The sequence below is a fragment of the Haloarcula sp. MBLA0163 genome (assembly GCF_055632435.1).
On record NZ_CM145745.1, the window covers coordinates 1,578,164 to 1,595,858 of the forward strand.

20 protein-coding genes and 1 pseudogene are annotated in these 17,695 nt (G+C 68.4%); 13 read left to right on the top strand and 8 right to left on the bottom strand.

Annotated elements, in window-relative coordinates; genetic code table 11:
- The first annotated feature begins 112 nt into the window (after positions 1-112).
- The 4 genes from ACV7GQ_RS08340 (at position 113) to ACV7GQ_RS08355 (ending at position 3,789) form a co-directional block, all read left to right on the top strand.
- Positions 113-2,074, top strand: a complete 1,962-nt coding sequence (locus ACV7GQ_RS08340) for an archaea-specific SMC-related protein (RefSeq protein ID WP_470313051.1) — start codon at positions 113-115, stop codon at positions 2,072-2,074.
- A 44-nt stretch (positions 2,075-2,118) separates the two neighbouring features.
- On the top strand, positions 2,119-2,742 hold the full coding sequence (gene rdfA, locus ACV7GQ_RS08345) for a rod-determining factor RdfA (RefSeq protein ID WP_470313052.1): 624 nt from the start codon (positions 2,119-2,121) through the stop codon (positions 2,740-2,742).
- A gap of 307 nt (positions 2,743-3,049) precedes the next feature.
- Positions 3,050-3,304: a hypothetical protein gene (locus ACV7GQ_RS08350; RefSeq protein ID WP_470313053.1), complete on the top strand. Its 255-nt coding sequence runs from the start codon at positions 3,050-3,052 to the stop codon at positions 3,302-3,304.
- Positions 3,305-3,366: 62 nt separating this feature from the next.
- Complete coding sequence (locus tag ACV7GQ_RS08355; RefSeq protein WP_470313054.1) at positions 3,367-3,789, top strand: CBS domain-containing protein; 423 nt, start codon at positions 3,367-3,369, stop codon at positions 3,787-3,789.
- A 34-nt stretch (positions 3,790-3,823) separates the two neighbouring features.
- Here ACV7GQ_RS08355 and ACV7GQ_RS08360 read toward each other — a convergent pair whose 3' ends face one another.
- Positions 3,824-4,348, bottom strand: a complete 525-nt coding sequence (locus tag ACV7GQ_RS08360) for a phosphopantetheine adenylyltransferase (protein ID WP_470313055.1) — start codon at positions 4,346-4,348, stop codon at positions 3,824-3,826.
- Between the two features lie 124 nt (positions 4,349-4,472).
- On the opposite strand from ACV7GQ_RS08360, the gene ACV7GQ_RS08365 reads away from it, so the two are divergent.
- The 4 genes and pseudogenes from ACV7GQ_RS08365 (at position 4,473) to ACV7GQ_RS08380 (ending at position 6,841) form a co-directional block, all read left to right on the top strand.
- On the top strand, positions 4,473-4,898 hold the full coding sequence (locus ACV7GQ_RS08365) for a universal stress protein (protein WP_470313056.1): 426 nt from the start codon (positions 4,473-4,475) through the stop codon (positions 4,896-4,898).
- A gap of 49 nt (positions 4,899-4,947) precedes the next feature.
- On the top strand, positions 4,948-5,400 hold the full coding sequence (locus ACV7GQ_RS08370) for a DUF2267 domain-containing protein (protein ID WP_470313057.1): 453 nt from the start codon (positions 4,948-4,950) through the stop codon (positions 5,398-5,400).
- A gap of 21 nt (positions 5,401-5,421) precedes the next feature.
- A pseudogene (locus ACV7GQ_RS08375) lies at positions 5,422-6,417 on the top strand (CapA family protein).
- 31 nt (positions 6,418-6,448) lie between these two features.
- Complete coding sequence (locus ACV7GQ_RS08380; protein ID WP_470313058.1) at positions 6,449-6,841, top strand: secondary thiamine-phosphate synthase enzyme YjbQ; 393 nt, start codon at positions 6,449-6,451, stop codon at positions 6,839-6,841.
- Positions 6,842-7,491: 650 nt separating this feature from the next.
- Here the strand turns inward: ACV7GQ_RS08380 and ACV7GQ_RS08385 are convergent.
- Positions 7,492-7,656 (bottom strand): hypothetical protein, encoded by a 165-nt coding sequence (locus ACV7GQ_RS08385; RefSeq protein WP_470313059.1) that lies wholly within the window; start codon positions 7,654-7,656, stop codon positions 7,492-7,494.
- A gap of 195 nt (positions 7,657-7,851) precedes the next feature.
- Between ACV7GQ_RS08385 and ACV7GQ_RS08390 the strand changes: the two genes are divergently transcribed.
- The 3 genes from ACV7GQ_RS08390 to ACV7GQ_RS08400 all read left to right on the top strand — a co-directional run bounded on the left by ACV7GQ_RS08390 (position 7,852) and on the right by ACV7GQ_RS08400 (position 11,024).
- Entirely contained in the window at positions 7,852-8,016 is a 165-nt protein-coding gene (locus ACV7GQ_RS08390; protein WP_470313060.1) for a DUF1059 domain-containing protein, read from the top strand.
- A gap of 222 nt (positions 8,017-8,238) precedes the next feature.
- On the top strand, positions 8,239-9,654 hold the full coding sequence (locus ACV7GQ_RS08395) for an FAD-binding oxidoreductase (RefSeq protein ID WP_470313061.1): 1,416 nt from the start codon (positions 8,239-8,241) through the stop codon (positions 9,652-9,654).
- 35 nt (positions 9,655-9,689) lie between these two features.
- Positions 9,690-11,024, top strand: a complete 1,335-nt coding sequence (locus tag ACV7GQ_RS08400; RefSeq protein ID WP_470313062.1) for a glycerate kinase type-2 family protein — start codon at positions 9,690-9,692, stop codon at positions 11,022-11,024.
- Positions 11,025-11,482: 458 nt separating this feature from the next.
- Here ACV7GQ_RS08400 and ACV7GQ_RS08405 read toward each other — a convergent pair whose 3' ends face one another.
- From ACV7GQ_RS08405 to ACV7GQ_RS08420, 4 genes are all read right to left on the bottom strand, one after another.
- Entirely contained in the window at positions 11,483-12,103 is a 621-nt protein-coding gene (locus tag ACV7GQ_RS08405; RefSeq protein ID WP_470313063.1) for a DUF7344 domain-containing protein, read from the bottom strand.
- 254 nt (positions 12,104-12,357) lie between these two features.
- A complete protein-coding gene (locus ACV7GQ_RS08410; protein ID WP_470313064.1) occupies positions 12,358-13,728 on the bottom strand; it encodes a nucleotide sugar dehydrogenase in 1,371 nt (456 codons plus the stop codon).
- Positions 13,709-14,710 carry a Gfo/Idh/MocA family oxidoreductase gene (locus ACV7GQ_RS08415; protein ID WP_470313065.1) on the bottom strand — a complete coding sequence of 334 codons (1,002 nt, stop codon included), beginning with the start codon at positions 14,708-14,710 and terminating at the stop codon, positions 13,709-13,711. Before ACV7GQ_RS08415 ends, ACV7GQ_RS08410 begins: the two co-directional genes overlap by 20 nt.
- Before the next feature lie 25 nt (positions 14,711-14,735).
- Positions 14,736-15,809: a DegT/DnrJ/EryC1/StrS family aminotransferase gene (locus ACV7GQ_RS08420; RefSeq protein ID WP_470313146.1), complete on the bottom strand. Its 1,074-nt coding sequence runs from the start codon at positions 15,807-15,809 to the stop codon at positions 14,736-14,738.
- 363 nt (positions 15,810-16,172) lie between these two features.
- Here ACV7GQ_RS08420 and ACV7GQ_RS08425 point away from each other — a divergent pair, with 363 nt between their 5' ends.
- Positions 16,173-16,715, top strand: coding sequence for a DUF7344 domain-containing protein (locus tag ACV7GQ_RS08425; protein ID WP_470313066.1), 543 nt, complete (start codon positions 16,173-16,175; stop codon positions 16,713-16,715).
- Positions 16,716-16,880: 165 nt separating this feature from the next.
- Positions 16,881-17,162: a winged helix-turn-helix domain-containing protein gene (locus ACV7GQ_RS08430; protein ID WP_220618152.1), complete on the top strand. Its 282-nt coding sequence runs from the start codon at positions 16,881-16,883 to the stop codon at positions 17,160-17,162.
- 5 nt (positions 17,163-17,167) lie between these two features.
- Here ACV7GQ_RS08430 and ACV7GQ_RS08435 read toward each other — a convergent pair whose 3' ends face one another.
- Both ACV7GQ_RS08435 and ACV7GQ_RS08440 read right to left on the bottom strand, forming a co-directional pair.
- Complete coding sequence (locus ACV7GQ_RS08435) at positions 17,168-17,311, bottom strand: hypothetical protein (RefSeq protein ID WP_470313067.1); 144 nt, start codon at positions 17,309-17,311, stop codon at positions 17,168-17,170.
- Positions 17,312-17,395: 84 nt separating this feature from the next.
- Positions 17,396-17,656, bottom strand: coding sequence for a HalOD1 output domain-containing protein (locus tag ACV7GQ_RS08440; RefSeq protein ID WP_470313068.1), 261 nt, complete (start codon positions 17,654-17,656; stop codon positions 17,396-17,398).
- Positions 17,657-17,695: the final 39 nt, after the last annotated feature.

The following is a 17,695-nucleotide window of genomic DNA, read 5'->3' on the forward strand; positions in this document are numbered from 1 at the left end:
TGCTCACAATAGTACTCGTGTTAGTCTGGGCGTTCGAGGGTGCCCATGCCGCGACCACGGACGGTTGTCCGAACAGAGAAGATTTATTGCAATACGGATGCAGCGGTTTAGTATGTCGACGCCAGAAGAAGTTAGTAACTCGGCCCGGTTCGCCGTCGAGAACATCGGCGGTATCGACGAGGCCGAACTGGACATCTCGCCCGGAGTGACGATCCTCTCGGGCAAGAACGCGACCAACAGGACGTCGTTCCTGCAGTCCATCATGGCCGCGATGGGGAGCCGACAGGCGACGCTCAAGGGCGACGCCGACGAGGGGCGTGTCACCTTCGAGTACGACGACGAGGTGTACGAACGGACGCTGAAGCGCGCCGGCGACAGCATCCAGTTCTCGGGCGAGGGCTATCTCGACGACTCGGCGGTCGCCGACCTCTTTGCCTTCCTCCTGGAGACCAACGAGGCGAGACAGTCCGTCGCCCGGGGCGACGACCTCCGGGACGTCATCATGCGTCCGGTCGACACCGAGGCCATCAAAGAGGAGATCCGACGCCTCGAACAGGAGAAAGACGACATCAACGACGAACTCGCGACCATCGAGTCCCGGAAGCGGGACCTCCCGGACCTCGAACAGGAGCGCAACTCCCTCCGCGAGCAGATAGCGGACAAGCGCGACGAGCTCGCGGCGAAGGAGGCGGAGATAGACGAGAGCAGTCACGACATCCAGGAGAGCCGCCGGGAACAGGAGAAGCTCGAGGAGCGCCTCGACGACCTGCGCAGTACCCGCTCGGACCTCGAATCGCTCCGACAGCGTATCGAGTCCAGAGAGGAGAGCATCCGTTCGCTCAAGCAGGAGCGGAGCGAACTGGCGGACGAACTGGAGGAACTGCCCGAGACGCCGATGGGGGACATGGACCACCTCGAGAGCGAGATCGAGCGCCTCCGGGAACAGCGCCAGAGCCTCAACAACGACATCTCCGACCTCCAGAGCCTGATCCAGTACAACGAGGAGCGCCTCGAGTCCGAGGACTACGAGGTGCTGGGCGACATCGAGGGCGAGGCCGGAGACGCGGGCAACGGGTCGGTCACGGAACAGCTCCTCGAAGGGGACGACGAGACGGTGGTCTGCTGGACCTGTGGCTCGTCGGTGGAGCGCGAGCAGATAGAGGAGACCGTCGACCGGCTCCAGAGCCTCCGCGAGGAGAAGCTGAACGACCTCTCGGAGATAAAGAGCGACCTCGAGGACCTCAAGAGCGACAAGCGCGAGGCGGAGGAGGAACAGCGCCGTCGCGAGGAGGTCGAGCGGAAGCTCGCCGACGTCGAGAGCGAACTCGAACAGCGCACCGAGCAGGTCGACTCGCTGAAGGACCAGCGCGAGGAGCTCACCGACGAGGTCGAGGATCTGGAGTCTGCCGTCGAGGAGCTGGAGTCGGAGGACTTCGAGGACATCCTCGAACTCCACCGCGAGGCCAACCAGCTCGAGTTCGACATCGACCGGCTTGAGTCCGACCTCGACGACGTCACCGAGGAGATAGAGGAGATAGAGGCGATGGTCGAGCGGGCCGACGAACTCCGCGAGGAGCGCGACGAGCTCGTCGACGAACTCACCGACAAGCGGACGAAGGTCGGCCAGATAGAGACCGAGGCCGTCGAGGCGTTCAACGAGCACATGGACGCCGTGCTGGACATCCTCGGGTACGAGAACCTCGACCGCGTCTGGATAGAGCGCATCGAGCGCACGGTCCAAGAGGGCCGGCGGAAGGTCGACAAGAGCGCCTTCGAGCTCCACATCGTCCGGAGCACGGAGAACGGGGCGGCCTACGAGGACACCATCGACCACCTCAGCGAGAGCGAGCGCGAGGTCGTCGGCCTCATCTTCGCGCTGGCGGGCTACCTCGTCCACGACCTCCACGAGACGGTGCCGTTCATGCTGCTGGACTCGCTGGAGGCCATCGACGCCGACCGAATCGCCGCGCTCGTCGACTACTTCGCCGACGCCGCGGAGTTCCTCGTCATCGCGCTGCTCGAGGAGGACGCGCAGGCCCTCGACGACGACTACACCCGCGTCACGACCATCTGAGCCCAGTAGCCTTTTCAAGGCGAGTTGCGAAGAGAGGGTAGAGAATGAGTTCAGACACCGACGACCGTCCGTCGAGCAAGGTGGCGCGGCTGCTCGACGAGTACGGCCTCGAGGAGTTCGGGAGGGAGTTGGAGCACCGCTGGACCGGCGACGGCTACGAGCGGATGAGCCTCAGGGACCTCGCGGACTACTTCAACAAACGACTCCTCGAACAGGCGCTCAGGGACGCGGGGCAGGCCGCCCTCGACAGCGACGTGGAGACGACGTATCGGAACCTCACCGACGACGACGTCAGCACCGGTGTCCGGACCGACACGCGGACCCGCCTGGAACGGGAGGGACTCGACGTCGAGTCGCTCGAACGGGACTTCGTCACCTATCAGGCGATACGGTCGTACCTCAAGGAGTGGCGCGGCGCGGAGTACCAGCAACCGACCGACGAGGAGAAGCGGGCGAACGACCGGGAGAGCATCCAGCGACTGCTCACGCGCACGCTGTCCGTGACCGAGGACCGCATCGAGAAACTCCGGGACACGGACCGCATCGACGTCGAGGAGTTCGAGGTGTTCGTCGACGCGCAGGTCCTCTGTCAGCGCTGTGGCACCCAGTACGCCGTCACGGAGTTCATCGACAACGGCGGCTGTGACTGTCTGCGGGACGACGAGTGACGGACCCGTCGGCTCCGTACGCCGTCCTTACGAGCCTCCGTAGAACCAAGATGCCACCGGCCCGGTGGTCGCTCGACTGTCGTCGATGGCCCTGCGGAACAAAGCGGGGCCTAGACGGTGTCCACAGTGACGGCGCCCGGTTATCGGTCCGCTGAACGTCGAGTATCCGCTCGTTTCCTCGGACGGAAGTTCTGAGAACGAGGCGTAAGACCGTCCTATCCGGCCGTCGGGTGCACATACTAAATACGTGATGTCGTGTGCGGCGAGACATGACGTGTGATACCATGGAACAGGCGGGTGGTGACCGATGACGAACTGGCAGTCGGGGCCGGACGGCGAGGACGGGCCCCGCCACGACCACCTCGAGGCCATCTTCGTGAAGGTGACCGGGACCGAGAAACTGGTCGAGGAACAGACTCAGGACGACTCGGCGTCCAGGGAGGTCGGTGCCGACGGGGAGGGACGGTCACAGACGCTCTCCGAGTACGTCTCGACGATGGTCAGAGACGACGGCCTCACGGAGACGTTCGCCGAACCCGACACCGCACCGACCCCGGAGTGACCTGTTCCCCAGCCCGGACGTAGGCTTATTAGGCGGCCCAGCCAACGTGTTACTGTGGTATCATGACCGTACAGGACATCGCGCGCACGGCGGTGATGACCGCACAGCGAGACCAGACGACGGGGAACCTGGCCACGGTGATGAAAGAGGAGGACGTCGGGAGCGTCGTCGTCGTCGAGGACCGCCACCCGGTCGGCATCGTCACCGACCGGGACCTGACGCTGCACGTCGTCGAACCGCGGGCCGACCCCGCCGACGTCACCGCCGGGGAGGTGATGACCGAGACGCCGGTGACGGTCCACGCCGACGCGGGGATCTTCGAGGCGACGGCGGCGATGTTCGAGCACGCCGTTCGCAGGCTGCCGGTGGTCGACGGGGAGGGCAACCTCACGGGCATCGTGACGCTGGACGACATCGTCGTGTTGCTCACCGACGAGCTGGACAACCTCGCCGGCGTCATCGAGGCGGAGTCCCCGCCCTACTGAGTCCGGATAGCGTCGGGAACCCCGCGGCCGGCGCTCAGTCGCCGTCGAGCAACCGGCCGTGGACGTCTATCTCGCCGTCCCGGATTCTGGTGCTGCTGATCCGCTTGCCGTCCTCGGCGACGACGAACGGCGAAGTGTGGATCTCGAGCGGGCGGTACCCGCGCTCGATCCGCACGTCGTTGAGTTCGTGGGCGCGTTGCTGGGCCTTGCCCTCCGGCGCGACGACGAGCGCGTCGGCGTCCTCCCGCGTCGCCGCGGGGCCGAACGTATCGGAGATCTTCACTATCTCGTGGCTCGCAGTGTACGCCTGGCCGACCCGGGCGAGCGTCTCCGCGAGGGCGTCGCGGCGCTCGTCGAACGACCCGAGGAGGTCGGCGTGTGCGGGGTCGCTCCGCGTCTCGCTGGCGAGGTCGGTGGAGGTGAGGCCGACGACGACGTGGCCGTCCCCCTCGCCGTCGTGGCTCGCCGTCTGGAAGGCGCTGTGGAGGAGCGCACGGTGGCCGTTGTGGAGCGGGGTGAACGTCCCACCGAGGATGGCGATGCGGTCTGTGTCTGGCATGGACAGGGGTTCGACCGCTACCGTCGTATAAGTGCGGGGCTCCCGTCGACGCCGCCGGGTCCGGACCCGTAGCCCCCGCGAGTAAGTGACAAAATTATAACTATCGTGGGCGCGAACTCCGACCATGGAGAGCATCCTGTTAGCCACGGATGGGAGCGAGTACGCACGTGCGGCCGCCGAGCGCGCCATCGACGTCGCGGCCGAGGAGGGGGCCCGTCTGCACGTCATCTGCGTCGTCGACGAACGGCGGTTCAACGAACCGGCGCTCAGTTCCGCCGAGCTGGCGACCATCTTCGCCGAGGACCACGCTCACATGTGCGTAGCCGACGTGCGCGAGATGGGCAGGCGGTCCGGCGTGGAAGTCGAGGGGGTCACGCGGCACGGGCTGCCACAGGACGTCATCCTCGAGTACGCCGACGAGGTGGGCGCGAGCACCATCGTCATCGGTGAACACGGCTCCCACGAGACACACTTCTCCGGCGTCGGCCGGAAAGTCACCGAGCAGGCGGACCGCGAGGTGCTCATCGTCGAGGCGGCACCCGAAGCCTGAGCCGGGCGACCACGCAATTGATTACCTATCGTGTCATTCATCTAATCGTATGGAGTTCGACGAGTTCACCGGCACGATACAGCACCGACTCGAACTGCCGGACACGGGGCGAACGCTCCGAGCGATTCGGGCGACGCTGATGACGCTGGGGGAGCGCATCCCGGGGGGAGCGGCCGAGGACCTGGCCGCGTCGCTCCCGATGGAGATACGCTGGTACATGACCGGCGCCGTCCACGAGCACGGCCAGCGGTTCGACTGGTCGGAGTTCGTCACCCGGGTCGGCGACATCGAGAACGCGGACCGGCCGGACGCCGCCTACCACGCACGGGTCGTCGTGGACCTCGTCGCGTCCGTCGTCCCGCCGTCCGATTTCCGGCAACTCCGCGACCAGCTCCCCGAGAGCGACGACGACGAGGGCTGGGGCAACCTGTTCGAGGTCGTGGACGCCGGCGGCTGGAGCGAGGCACGGGAGGCCCAGACTGGCGGCGGGCCACAGGGGTGACCGGAGCGACGGGACCGGTCCGTGGCGCTTCGACTCGGCCTGACCGGCGACGTGATGCTCGGTCGCCTCGTCGACGAGCGGCAACTCCACCGGTCGGTGACGGCGGTGTGGGGCGACCTGCTCGAGCGGCTCCGCTCGCTCGACGGCCTCTGTATCAACCTCGAGTGCTGTCTCTCCACGCGCGGGCGACAGTGGCAGCGCACCCGACGGACGTTCCACTTCCGGGCGAGGCCCGAGTGGGCGATACCCGCGCTGGAGGCCGCCGGCGTCGACTGCTGTGCGCTGGCGAACAACCACGTCCTCGACTACGAGGAGCCCGCGCTGCTGGACACGCTCGACGAATTGGACGAAGCGGGCATCGCCCACGCCGGCGCTGGTCGGACAGCGAATGCCGCGCTCGAGCCGGCATTCCTCACCGTCGGCGACTCCTCGGTGGCCGTCGTCTCGGTGACCGACAACACGCCGGAGTACGCCGCGACGGCGACGACGCCCGGGACGGCCCACGTCGAGATAGACGTCGAGAACCCGGAGACGCGCCGGACCGTGGAGACGGCGCTGGGACAGGCCCTCGCTCAGGACCCGGACCTGCTGGTCGCCTCGCTCCACTGGGGACCGAACATGGAGACCGAGCCGCCCCCGGCGTTCCGGACCTTCGCCCACTGGCTGATAGACGAGGGCGTCGACGTCGTCCACGGGCACAGCGCCCACGTGTTCCAGGGCGTCTAGGTGTACGACGGCTGCCCCGTGCTCTACGATACCGGCGACTTCGTCGACGACTACGCCGTCGACCCGTCGCTGCGGAACGACCGGAGCTTCCTCTTCGAACTGTCGCTGACGTCGTCGGGTGACCCGGTCGAACTCCGGCTCCACCCGACCGAGATAGCCGACTGCGCCGTCCACGAGGCCGGCGACGGAGCGGCCTCGTGGAGCCGCGACAGGATGCGCGAGCTGTCCGCCCCGTTCGGCACCGACTTCGAGCGGGAGGGCGCGGCACTCGTCTGTCCGCTCGGCGGATAGCTTCATCAGGCGGGGGCCGCTATCGAGGACCATGCGTCTCCAGATAGACACCGACGAGCGCGTCACCGTGGGCGACGTCACGGACGACGTCGCCGCTGCGGTGCCCGACGACGTAACGGAGGGCGTCTGTACGGTGTTCGTCCGTCACACTACTGCCGGCGTCTGCGTCAACGAAGCCGAACAGCGCCTCCTCGCCGACGTCGAAGACGCGCTGGAACACCTGGTCCCCGCAGACGGGGCCTACGCTCACGACAGGCTCGACGGCAACGCCGACGCCCACCTGCGGGCGATGCTCCTCGGGTCGAGCGTCTCCGTCCCGGTGCGGGACGGCGACCTCGCGCTCGGGACGTGGCAGTCGGTCCTGTTCGTCGAGTGCGACGGACCCCGCACACGCGCGGTGGACGTGACCGTGACACCGTCGTAGGAGGTGGTGGCAGGACCCGGGACGGGTCACGGAAGCAGCCGGGTGGTGGTGCTTCGGAGACAGTATCCGTGTCCAGACGCCCGTCTGCCGCGCGTCGAACGCCGGCGGACGTCGCTCGCCGGTCGCATCGACCGGCAGACACGGTTCCGTATCGTTACGGACCCGTGAGGATGGGGGCACTTACGGGCAGCCTGTGTCCAGTACGCGGGATATGTTCGTACGCTCGGCGGCCGACCTGTGGGGACGCCGGACCGGTGTCCCTCCCCGCTCGTCAAACGCGGACTTACCGCGTCGACTACCGCACCGGTCTGTAGATTTCGTCTCCTTACTGGGCCTTCGAAGGAAGTAACCCGCGTATGGTCATAATGGTGTGTGAACAAGGTAGGGGCGTCGCGGCCGAGGCCGAGGCCTCCACTGGTCCTGTCCCTCGCCCACGTCGCGACGAGAGCGATACTCTCGACCCGAGGCGGGTCGGGATTTCGACGGCCGAAGCGGAGCGTGTGGTGCACGTCCGAACCCAACGTGCGGACCGGGCACCTGGGAGTCACCGGTCCTATCGTACCACCGCTTTCCCGGCGACGCCGTGCGAGTGTAGACCCGGACGACAACGTCTCCGTCGAGCGGCAGCGCCGCCGAGCGCCGCCGGTCGCTCACTCGTCGGCCGCCAGTTCGTCCTCCGCTTCCTCCTCCTCTCGTCGCTCTTCGGCCGCCTCCGCCTTCTCGCGTTCGTCCAGTTCCTCGTCCAGTTCGCGGTCCCGCTGTCGGTCGTCCTCCTCGCGCCCCTTGTCGTCTCGGCTCTCCTTGGTGTCGGCCATACAGGTAGACGGACGGCCCACACCGACTTAATGGTAGTGAGGTGTCAGATACGGAGCCGATTAGCTTCTCGTCACCGCTGTCCGAAAGGCCGACTTGTTCAACAGCCAGGACAGGGCGACGCGGGGTAGCGCGGCTATACTATTGTGCGACGGCGTCGACACACTGACCGCCAGAGTCGCCTCTGGCGTGATACGATGGCACACCAATACAGCTGCAGCGCCTGTGACTTCATGGTCCGGTCGGAGAGCGAGGACGAGGTCGTGGAACTGGTACGGACCCACGCCGACGAGAAACACGACATGGCCGTCGACGAGAGCGACGTCCGCAGCGGTATAGAGAGCGTCGAGGTCACGCACTGACGCCGGCGACGTCGGCGCTCGTCCACGGGGATGCTCGTGTCCGCCGTGCCTGAACGCCCTCGGGCCGAGCGGCGGTGCGCGACGACCGCCACGGGGACGGCTACGAGCGGGCGCCGGGGACACTGCTTACCGACCGCGGCCGCCGGCACGAGCGCGCCTACCGGTGTGGGCCGTTCGCTTGTGTGTCAATAACTACGCCGAGCGCCCGCGACTCTGTGAGACATGGCCCAGGAACCGACAGAGAGCGCCGCGACCACGGCGGCGGCCGACCGGACGGATTCGCTGCGGGACCGCGTCCGCGGGGACGTTATCACACCCACGGACCCGGGCTACAACGAGGCCCGGTCCATCTGGAACGCGATGATAGACCGCCACCCAGCGCTCGTCGTCCAGTGTACCGGGACGGCCGACGTGGTGGCGGCCGTCGACTTCGCCCGGGAGAACGACGTCGAGCTGAGCGTCCACGGCGGCGGCCACAACGTCGCGGGCAACGCCGTCACCGACGGCGGCCTGATGGTGGACCTCTCGCCGATGTCGGGCGTCCGCGTCGACCGCGAGGCCCGGACGGTGCGCGCCCAGGGCGGCGCGCTGCTGGGCGACGTGGACCACGAGACGCAGTTGTTCGGTCTGGCGACCCCACTGGGCGTCGTCTCCGAGACCGGCGTCGCGGGGCTGACGCTCAACGGCGGGTACGGTCACCTCTCCCGGGAGTACGGGCTGGCGGCCGACAACCTCGTGTCGGCGGACGTGGTGACCGCCGACGGGTCGGTCCGCGTCGCCAGCGAGGACCAACACGAGGACCTGTTCTGGGCGATACGGGGCGGCGGCGGGAACTTCGGCGTCGTCACCTCCTTCGAGTACGAGCTCCACGAGGTCGGTCCGGAGGTGGACGCCCTGTTCGTCTGGTTCCACGGGGACGACGGGCGGGCCGCGCTGGCGGCGTTCGAGGCCTGGACGGAGTCCGCGCCCCGGCAGGCCGCCGCCCTCGCGTTCGCCGGCCACGTCCCGGAACTGTCGGCGTTCCCGTCGGCCGCGTGGGGCGAACCCGCCGTCGCCTTCCTCGGGTGCGCGCGCGGTGAGTTCGCCCACGACCCCTCGACGTTCGCCCCGCTCCGCGCGGCCGCGACGCCGCTGGCCGACCTCGGCGGCCGGATGGCCTTCGAGGACCTCCAGTCGCTGCTGGACGAGGACTACCCCGACGGCCTGCGCTACTACTGGAAGTCCGTCTTCCTCGAGGACCTGACCGACGAAGTGGTGGACATCGTCCTCCGCTACAACGAGTCGGCGCCCTCGGCGCTGTCGACCGTCGACGTCTGGCACCTCGGCGGGGCCGTCGCCGACGTGCCGCGGGACGAGACGGCGTTCTGGCACCGCGAGAAGCCCTACATGCTCAACTTCGAGGCCAACTGGGAGACGCCGAGCGAGGACGACGCGAACGTCTCGTGGGCGCGGGAGGGGCTGGCCGAAGCGGCCGACCTGGACGTCGCGTCGGGCGGCTACGGGAACTTCCCCGGACTCGGCGAGGACCCGGCCACGGCGCTGTACGGCGAGAACCACGACCGACTCGTCGACGTGAAGACGACGTACGACCCGGCGAACCTGTTCCACCTGAACCAGAACATCGAGCCTCGAACCTGACACAGGTTTTTCCCGGTGGCGGTCGACGTCGGGGTATGTTCGACGACCGGGCGTCGCTGGCACGGACTCCCGACCACGCTGCCGCGCTGGACTGTCTCGAGGCGGCCATCGACGCGGCCGCACCGGACAGGGCGGTTCGGACGGCGATCACGCGAGACGGCGACACGCTCCGGGTCGGTGGGGCCGAGTACGACCTCGCCGAGTACCGCGAGGTGGTCGTCGTCGGCGGCGGGAAGGCGAGCGTCGGCGTCGCGCGGGCGCTCGAGGACGTCCTCCGCGACAGGCTCACGGACGGCGTCGTCGTGGCCGAACACGCCGAGGCGCTGGACACCGTCTCGGTGCGCGTCGGCGACCACCCCGTCCCGTCAGAGCGCACCGTCGATGCGACAGAGACGGTGGTGGAGACGACGCGGGCCGCCGACGAGTCGACGCTCGTCCTGTTCGTCGTGACCGGCGGGGCGAGCGCCCTGTTGACGGCGCCGGCGGGCGACCTCTCGCTCGCGGCCCTCCGCGAGACGACGTCGGCACTGCTCGAGAGCGGTGCGCCGATAGCGGACGTGAACGCCGTCCGCAAGCACCTATCGGCCACCAAGGGCGGCCAACTCGCTCGCCTCGCCGCGCCCGCTACCCTCGCGACGCTGGCGCTCAGCGACGTGGTCGGCGACGACCTCTCGGTCGTCGGGAGCGGCCCGACCGTCCCCGACGAGACGACCTACGCGGACGCGCTGGACGTCCTCGACCGCTACGACGTGTCCGTGCCAGACGCCATCGAGAGACACCTGAAGGCCGGCGCCGCGGGCGAGGTCCGGGAGACGCCTGGCACCGAGGATTCCGCGTTCGCGCGGGCGACGACCCACCTCGTCGGGACGAACGCCGTGGCGTTGGACGCGGCCGAGCAGGCGGCCGCGGACGCCGGCTACACCCCGGTCCGACTGAGCTCGCGCCTCCGCGGGCCGGCGAGACACGTCGGGCCCGTCGTCCTCTCGGTCGCCGAGGAGATAGCGGCGACGGGACAGCCGGTCGCGCCGCCGGCCGTCGTCGTCGCCGGCGGTGAGACGACGGTCACGGTCGACGGTGCGGGCGGTCGCGGCGGTCCGAACCAGGAGCTCGCGCTGGCGGCCGCGCTGGAACTCACCGGGCCGTCGGTGCTCGCGGCCGTCGACACGGACGGCGAGGACGGCAGTTCCGACGCCGCGGGCGCCATCGTCGACCGCGAGACGGTGCCCGAGACGGAGCACCGGCGCGCGACCGACGCGCTGGACGGGCACGACGCCGGCGGCTATCTCGACGCCGTCGGTGCGACGCTCCGGACCGGGCCGACTGGAACGAACGTCAACGACGTTGTGGTTGTTGTCGTCCCCGACACCTGACCGGTCGAGAGCGACGTAAGATGTCCCTACTGCGGGACAGCGTCGGGGTCCCGTCGGACGCTCGACGGTTCCGGCTCCGGTCACCGGTGGCATCGCGGCGCTCGGCGAGGGCTCCGTAAGCAGTTTCTTACAATGCCGATAGCTCGCATCGCCTGTGATGCCGGCACGGTTCCGCACCGGTCCACGGTGCGCTATCGGTCGGCCAACCTGAGAACACCACCCGAACGGTACACCATCCACTTGTGTCCGACGCAGACCACTGAGGGGGCGGCCAGCAGGCCCGTGTACCCCATCCGACTCGTACCGACGGGCTGGCCACCCCCGTTTTCACCGCTCGTCTGTCCACGCCCGGACGAGGCCGTCGACTCCCGCGAGACGCCGCTATGGCAGCGACTCGTTCGTGCGGAGAGAGCCGGGCGAACCGGTCGGACGCCGGTCCGGTGCCGAACACGGTCGGCTCAGGCTTCGGCCCGGGCGTCGACCAGCCAGTGCACGCCAGAACAGAACGCGAACGTCGCGACCACCAGCCCCAGCAGCGTCAGCAACACGCCGCCGCTGAACCCCATGACGGCCGACAGCCCGAGGATAGCGACGCCGATGCCAGACACGACGGCGTAGTAGTGGTGCCAGTCGACGACGGCCTCGTCGCTCGGCCGGTCCAGATACTCCATCAGGTGCTCCGCGGCCGGTGCCAGCCGGACGTGTCCGCGGTCCTGGTTGAACTCCACGACGCCCATGTCGTCCATCTTCGGGAGGTGACACTGGTAGAGGCCGACGTAGACGCGCTTGCGCTGACTCGACGTCAGGGCGTCCGTCGACGTGTCGTTCTCTATCGCGGCGACGTGCTCGGCCAGTTCCCCGAGCGAGACTCGCTCGTCGCTCTCGAGATCGCGGAGATAGTGGAGTACCTCCCGCCGTCGACTGTTCTTCAGTATCTCGAAAATCAGGTCTAACGACAAGTCCTCCGGTTCACTCTGTTCGGTCTCGGCGTCGCTCGCCGTTGTCTCCACCGACTCCGAGTCGGCGGGAGTCGGGTCGTCTATTCCAGCGCCGGTGGTGGGTTGGTCCTGCGTGCTCATGGTCAAGCCCTCCTCGGCCCGGCAGTCGGGCGGCGTTGTCGACTGCGTCGACCGCTGCGCGCTGGCCGCACCCCCAGATGCAGCCGCGACAGGTGCGCCCGTCCGAACCCAAGAGCGTGTCAAATGAGACACGCTTTTGGCACTTAATACTTTGTTACTTATCCAAACTGACACTTATTAGGGAGCCGTACAGGTCCGAGATACACCGCTTATATCCCGGTAGTGAACGATTGCTAATTTATCTCCGGCTCACGCTACGAACGCCCACTTCCGACGGTGTAGGTGGGGAGTGACTGGTCGTCGACGACGTCACGCGTGTCGACGAGCACGCCGTCTTCGAACGCGTCGAACGCCAGCGACTCGTACGCCTCGTGGGCCGTGACGAGGACCACCGCGTCGAACCGCGACGCGGCCGCTTCGATGGCGTCGTGGTCGAGCGCCGTCGCTTCGAGGTCGGGGACCTCGTCGACGTCGACCACCGGGTCTGTCGCGTAGACGTCGGCTCCCTGCTTCGAGAGCGTGCGCGCGATGGGCCGGGCCGGTGCCTTGCGCGTCTCGTCGACGCCCGCGCGGTACGCGACGCCGAGCAGCAACACGTCGGCGTCCGCCACGTCGACGCCTCGGTCGCCGAGCAACTGGACGACCGAACTCGTGACGAAGGCCGGCATCGCGTCGTTGACCGACCGACCGGTCTCTATCAGCGGCAGCTCCGTCTCGACCTGCGAGGTGAGGAAGTGCGGATACAGCGGGATGCAGTGGCCGCCGACGCCGGGCCCGGGGTCGTGGATGTGACAGAACGGCTGGGTGTTGGCCACCTCGATGGCCCGGCGGACGTCGACGTCGAGGGGGTCGACGACGCGGGCGAGTTCGTTCGCCAGCGCGACGTTGACGTCGCGGTAGATGCCCTCGAACACCTTCACGCACTCGGCGGTCGTCGCGTCGCCGGCCCGGACCACCTCGTTGCTCGTCACCTCGTCGTAGAGCAGACTCGCGACGCGTTCGCTCTCGGCGTCCACGCCGCCGACGACCTTCGGGTACGCACCGCGGATGTCCCGCAGCGCCCGGCCGCTGGCCGTCCGTTCCGGGCAGAAGGCGACGCCGAACTCGCCGGGGTCCAGTCCGCTGCGCTCGGCGAGTCGCGGGGCGACCACGTCGCGGGTCGTCCCGGGCGGGACCGTCGACTCGACTATCACGACGTCCCCGGGCGCGAGGCCCTCGGCGATGGCGTCGACGGCAGCGAGCAACGCGGCGAGGTCCGGCTCGTTCCGCTCGTCCAGCAGCGTGGGCACGATGACGACGTGGACCCGGCCCTCGGCGGCCGCGTCCGCCGGGTCGTCCGTCGCCCGGAGCGACCCGTCTGCGGTCGTCTCGGCGACCAGCTCTGCGAGCCCCGGTTCGCCCTCGACGGGGGACTCGCCCCGCTCGACGGCGGCGACCACCTCGGGGTCGATGTCCGCGCCGACGACGTTCCCCGTGACGTCGGCGAAGACGGCCGCCAGCGGCAGTCCCATCTTCCCCAGACCGTAGACGGCGACCGGGACCTCGCCGGTGACGAACGCCTCGCGGAGCGCCGGGCCACCGCTGTCGGCGGCGTAGACCCCGCTATCAGGTCGTACTGCCGTCACTGACGCTCACCTCCTCTAGGCCGAGGTCCCGGGAGGTCGCGAGTTCGCTGATGTCGCGGGCTATCGACAGCGCCCGGAGGCCGTCCTCGCCGGTGATGCGTGGCGTCGACCCGTCGCGGACGCAGTCGACGAACGACCGGAGCTCGCGTTTGAGCGGTTCGTCGCTCTCGACGGCCGGCCGCTCGATGATGCTCTCCTGCGTGTACCGGACGTCGCCGTCTTCGGTGTGGTAGGACGGGTCCGAGTGGCGGTAGATACGCATCGACTGGTCCATGAAGTCGACGGCGACGTGACACTCCCGCGTGGTCACCGAGAGGTCGCGGATGCGTTCCTGCGTGATTCTGCTGGCGGTCAGCGAGCAGACGGTGCCGCCGGCGAACTTCATCTGGGCGTCCGCGTAGTCCCCGTCGCAGGCACCCACGGCGGTGACGCCCGTCACCTCGTCGTCGAACAGCGAACAGACCACGTCGATGTCGTGGATCATCAGGTCCATCACCACGTCGTCGTTGACGTCCCGCGAGACGGGCGGCCCGAGTCGACGCGCCGAGGCGGCTATCGGTTCGAGGTCAGCCAGTACGTCCTGCAACACGTCGACGACGGGGTTGAACCGCTCGATGTGGCCGACCTGTAGCTGGACGCCCTTCTCCGCGGCGCGGTCGACGAGTGCCCGCCCGTCGGCCGGGTCGCTGACGAACGGCTTCTCGATGAGGACCGAGACGCCCGCCTCGATGGCCTCCATCGCGACGTCGTAGTGGAACCGGGTCGGGACGGCGACGGAGACGAGGTCGACGACCTCGAGCAGGTCCGACGGGTCGGCGACGGAGGTGCCGTACTCCGCGGCCGTCTCGGCGGCGGAGACGGGGTCGGCGTCCGCGACGCCGACGAGGTCGACGCCGGGTATCTCGTTGTACACGCGGGCGTGGTGCGTGCCCATGCTCCCGACGCCGACGACGCCGGCGGCGAGTGGTTCTGTGCTGTTCATCGTGGGACCTCTCTGAGGGCGATAGTCATTGTGTGAAGTCGGTGAGAGCGAGGCTGATAGCGCGAACGTCCCGAGCGGACAGGCCCGGATGGACCGGCAGCGACAGGACCTCCTCGGCGGCCCGTTCCGCCTCGGGGAGCGACGCGTCGACGTCGTCGTAGGCCGGTTCCTCGTGGATCGGCGTCGGGTAGTACACGGCCGAGGGCACGCCGTAGTCGTCGAGGTGTGCCCGAAGGGCGTCGCGGTCGGGACAGCGGACCGTGTACTGGTGGTAGGAGTGCCGACAGCCGTCCGGTTCGACCGGCGCGACGAGGTCGGTGTCGGCGACCGCGTCGGTGAGGGCCGCGGCGTTGTCGCGTCGCGCCGCGACGTACTCGTCGAGTTTCTCCAGTTGGGCGCGACCGATGGCCGCACAGACGTCGGTCATCCGGAAGTTGTGGCCGACGGTGGCGTGGTTCCCGTCCCCGTCGCGGCCGTGGTCGATGAACTGCCGGAGGCGGTCGGCGACGGCGTCGTCGTCGGTGACGACGATGCCGCCCTCCCCGGTCGTCATGTTCTTCGTCGGGTAGAAGCTGAAGCAGGCGGCGTCGCCGAGGCTGCCGACGGGGTCGCCGTGGTAGGTCGCCCCGTGTGCCTGTGCCGCGTCCTCGATAAGTGCGGCGTCGTGCCGGTCGGCGATGGCCCGCAGCTCCTCCATCGGGGCGGGACAGCCGTAGAGGTGGACGGCGAGGATGGCGTCGACACCGCCGACCGCGTCGGCCGTCGCCGCCACGCTCGCGGGGTCGAGGTTGTACGTCTCCGGGTCGACGTCGGCGAACACCGGCGTCGCGCCGGCGTGCCTGACGGCGTTGGCCGTCGCCACGAACGAGAACGGGGTGGTGAGGACGGTGTCGCCCTCGCCGACCTGCAACGCCTCGAGGGCGGCGTGCAGCGCCGTCGTGCCGTTGCTCGTCGGCACGCCGTGGGCGACTGTGCAGTAGGTCGCGAACTCCTCGCCGAAGGCGTCGACCTCGTCGCCGCCGCTCAGCTGGCCCGACTCGAGGACGGCCCGGATGCGGCGCAACTCGGCCTCGCCGACGTCCGGTGCGGCTATCGACATCGAGACGTCGACAGGGTGGGCGTCGGTCACCGCCGCTCACCACCGCCGGGCGACCGGTGCCGACGCCGCTGGGTCGGCTTCGGATGTACAGCTATCACGCTTTGCGGCAGGCAAAGTGAAGCCATTGTTATGCGCGCCCTGTGTCACGAAGGCGCAGGCTTCATACACACCCGGGTGCAGCCGTCTCCGGCGATTCTACGGCGTGGATACTACGTGGGTACTCAGTCGTTTCGCCCGGGATACCGACCGACCTCCGTATGATATGTGATACGTAACAAAGGTCGGTGCCTGTGATGGTCACCCAACAGTGGCCCCACGACCCAGACGCTCGCGCCCTCGACGTAGTCACACCCGGAGGGAGTGATGACGGGACAGCACCAGCGGCTCTCTCGCGATACCGTGTTCGAGGTGCTGAGCAACAGCCGTCGGCGGTTCATCCTCGCGACGCTCAGACGGCGCGAGTCGCCGGTCGCGGTGAGCCGTCTGGCCCGCCTCGTCGGGGCGCACGAGGCCGACGTCTCGCCGTCGGAGATAAGCGCGAGCGAGGAGAAGCGCGTCTACGTCTCCCTGTACCAGTCACACATCCCGAAGCTGGAGGCCGCCGGGTTCGTCGAGTACGACGAGGAGGCGCGCTCGGTGACGGAGACGCCCGCGACGGCCGAGATAGACCGCTATCTCGGGCCCGTCCCGCCGGCCGTACACTGGCCGCGGCTCAACGGCCTCGTCTCGCTCGTCGCCGGGACGACGTTCCTCGCCTCGGCGGTCGACGTCGGCCTGCTGACGGCGCTGTCGCCCTACACGGTCGGCGGCGCCGTGGTCCTCGTCCTGCTCTCGGTCACAGTCGCACAGTACGCCGACCACAGACGGCGCAGTAGCGCCCGTCCCCCAGAACTCAGAGAACACTAATGTCACGACACAGCACGCACCGGACCGGACCGCAGACGGTCGCCGACGCGGAGGAACGACCGTCCGCGCCCGGGCGAGACAGGCGAACAGCACCACGAGCCGACCGACGACACACCGAGAGGCGTCCGACCGGCGAGGCCCTCCGGCCGCGCGAGGTGCCGACCGATGGCTGACTCGGACCCCTGGGACGAGGTCAGCTACGTCATCAGTTCCCGGTATCGCGTGGAGACGCTCCGCCGGTTGGCGGAGGGGCCGGCGACCCCGTCGCTCATCGCCGACGAGACGGACCTCAGCATCGCCCACGTCTCGCGGGCGCTCCAGGAGCTCCGGGACGCCGACCTCGTGACGCTACTCGTCTCCGAGGACCGCCGGAAGGGGCGGGTCTACGGTATCACGGACCCGGGGCTCGACGTCTGGAACACCATCGAGACCGAGAACATGCTGTGAGCGGCTCAGTCGGGCGTCGAATCGGCGTCTCCGTCGGGGTCCGCTATCGCTTCGTCCGGGAGTAACTGCTCCGGGCGCCGCCGATGCTTGGGCGTCCGGGCGAACTCCGTGATGCGTTGCCACTCGTCCGACGTCAGGTGACCACTCATGCAGTGTGATACTGCCCATCACGGCAACTTCGTAATTCGTCGATTAGGGACGAGAAACGAGAGCTTTCCGACGGTGGTGGCCCGTCAGTTCTGCTGGACCGTGATACCCGCCTCGGAGACGCGAACGGTCGCCCCCTCGTGTTCGAATCGGAACTCGACGTCAGTGTCACCGTTCTGGAACAACTTGTCGAGTGCGTCCGGGTCGATAGATTCAGCCAGTGGTGTCATCTCCACTGGACTTTTCCCGATAGTCGACGCGAGCCGTCGCGCGACCGTGGTGCTGACGGCCTCTCGTGGCTGAAACTCGGACGTGTTGCCGACCCCCTCAGTGTCACACATTTCCATACGAAACGGCACACAGTATTGCTATATATGTTTTTTGCT

Excerpts from the sequence above, each read along its gene's own strand:
- ACV7GQ_RS08350 (WP_470313053.1), top strand. The coding sequence starts at position 3,050 with ATGACGAACTGGCAGTCGGGGCCGGACGGCGAGGACGGGCCCCGCCAC.
- ACV7GQ_RS08430 (WP_220618152.1), top strand. The coding sequence starts at position 16,881 with ATGGCTGACTCGGACCCCTGGGACGAGGTCAGCTACGTCATCAGTTCC.
- ACV7GQ_RS08395 (WP_470313061.1), top strand. The coding sequence starts at position 8,239 with ATGGCCCAGGAACCGACAGAGAGCGCCGCGACCACGGCGGCGGCCGAC.
- ACV7GQ_RS08355 (WP_470313054.1), top strand. The coding sequence starts at position 3,367 with ATGACCGTACAGGACATCGCGCGCACGGCGGTGATGACCGCACAGCGA.
- ACV7GQ_RS08420 (WP_470313146.1), bottom strand. The coding sequence starts at position 15,809 with ATGTCGATAGCCGCACCGGACGTCGGCGAGGCCGAGTTGCGCCGCATC.
- ACV7GQ_RS08435 (WP_470313067.1), bottom strand. The coding sequence starts at position 17,311 with ATGAGTGGTCACCTGACGTCGGACGAGTGGCAACGCATCACGGAGTTC.
- ACV7GQ_RS08415 (WP_470313065.1), bottom strand. The coding sequence starts at position 14,710 with ATGAACAGCACAGAACCACTCGCCGCCGGCGTCGTCGGCGTCGGGAGC.
- ACV7GQ_RS08385 (WP_470313059.1), bottom strand. The coding sequence starts at position 7,656 with ATGGCCGACACCAAGGAGAGCCGAGACGACAAGGGGCGCGAGGAGGAC.
- ACV7GQ_RS08340 (WP_470313051.1), top strand. The coding sequence starts at position 113 with ATGTCGACGCCAGAAGAAGTTAGTAACTCGGCCCGGTTCGCCGTCGAG.
- ACV7GQ_RS08440 (WP_470313068.1), bottom strand. The coding sequence starts at position 17,656 with ATGGAAATGTGTGACACTGAGGGGGTCGGCAACACGTCCGAGTTTCAG.
- ACV7GQ_RS08380 (WP_470313058.1), top strand. The coding sequence starts at position 6,449 with ATGCGTCTCCAGATAGACACCGACGAGCGCGTCACCGTGGGCGACGTC.
- ACV7GQ_RS08390 (WP_470313060.1), top strand. The coding sequence starts at position 7,852 with ATGGCACACCAATACAGCTGCAGCGCCTGTGACTTCATGGTCCGGTCG.
- ACV7GQ_RS08370 (WP_470313057.1), top strand. The coding sequence starts at position 4,948 with ATGGAGTTCGACGAGTTCACCGGCACGATACAGCACCGACTCGAACTG.
- ACV7GQ_RS08425 (WP_470313066.1), top strand. The coding sequence starts at position 16,173 with ATGACGGGACAGCACCAGCGGCTCTCTCGCGATACCGTGTTCGAGGTG.
- ACV7GQ_RS08400 (WP_470313062.1), top strand. The coding sequence starts at position 9,690 with ATGTTCGACGACCGGGCGTCGCTGGCACGGACTCCCGACCACGCTGCC.
- ACV7GQ_RS08405 (WP_470313063.1), bottom strand. The coding sequence starts at position 12,103 with ATGAGCACGCAGGACCAACCCACCACCGGCGCTGGAATAGACGACCCG.
- ACV7GQ_RS08360 (WP_470313055.1), bottom strand. The coding sequence starts at position 4,348 with ATGCCAGACACAGACCGCATCGCCATCCTCGGTGGGACGTTCACCCCG.
- ACV7GQ_RS08365 (WP_470313056.1), top strand. The coding sequence starts at position 4,473 with ATGGAGAGCATCCTGTTAGCCACGGATGGGAGCGAGTACGCACGTGCG.
- rdfA (WP_470313052.1), top strand. The coding sequence starts at position 2,119 with ATGAGTTCAGACACCGACGACCGTCCGTCGAGCAAGGTGGCGCGGCTG.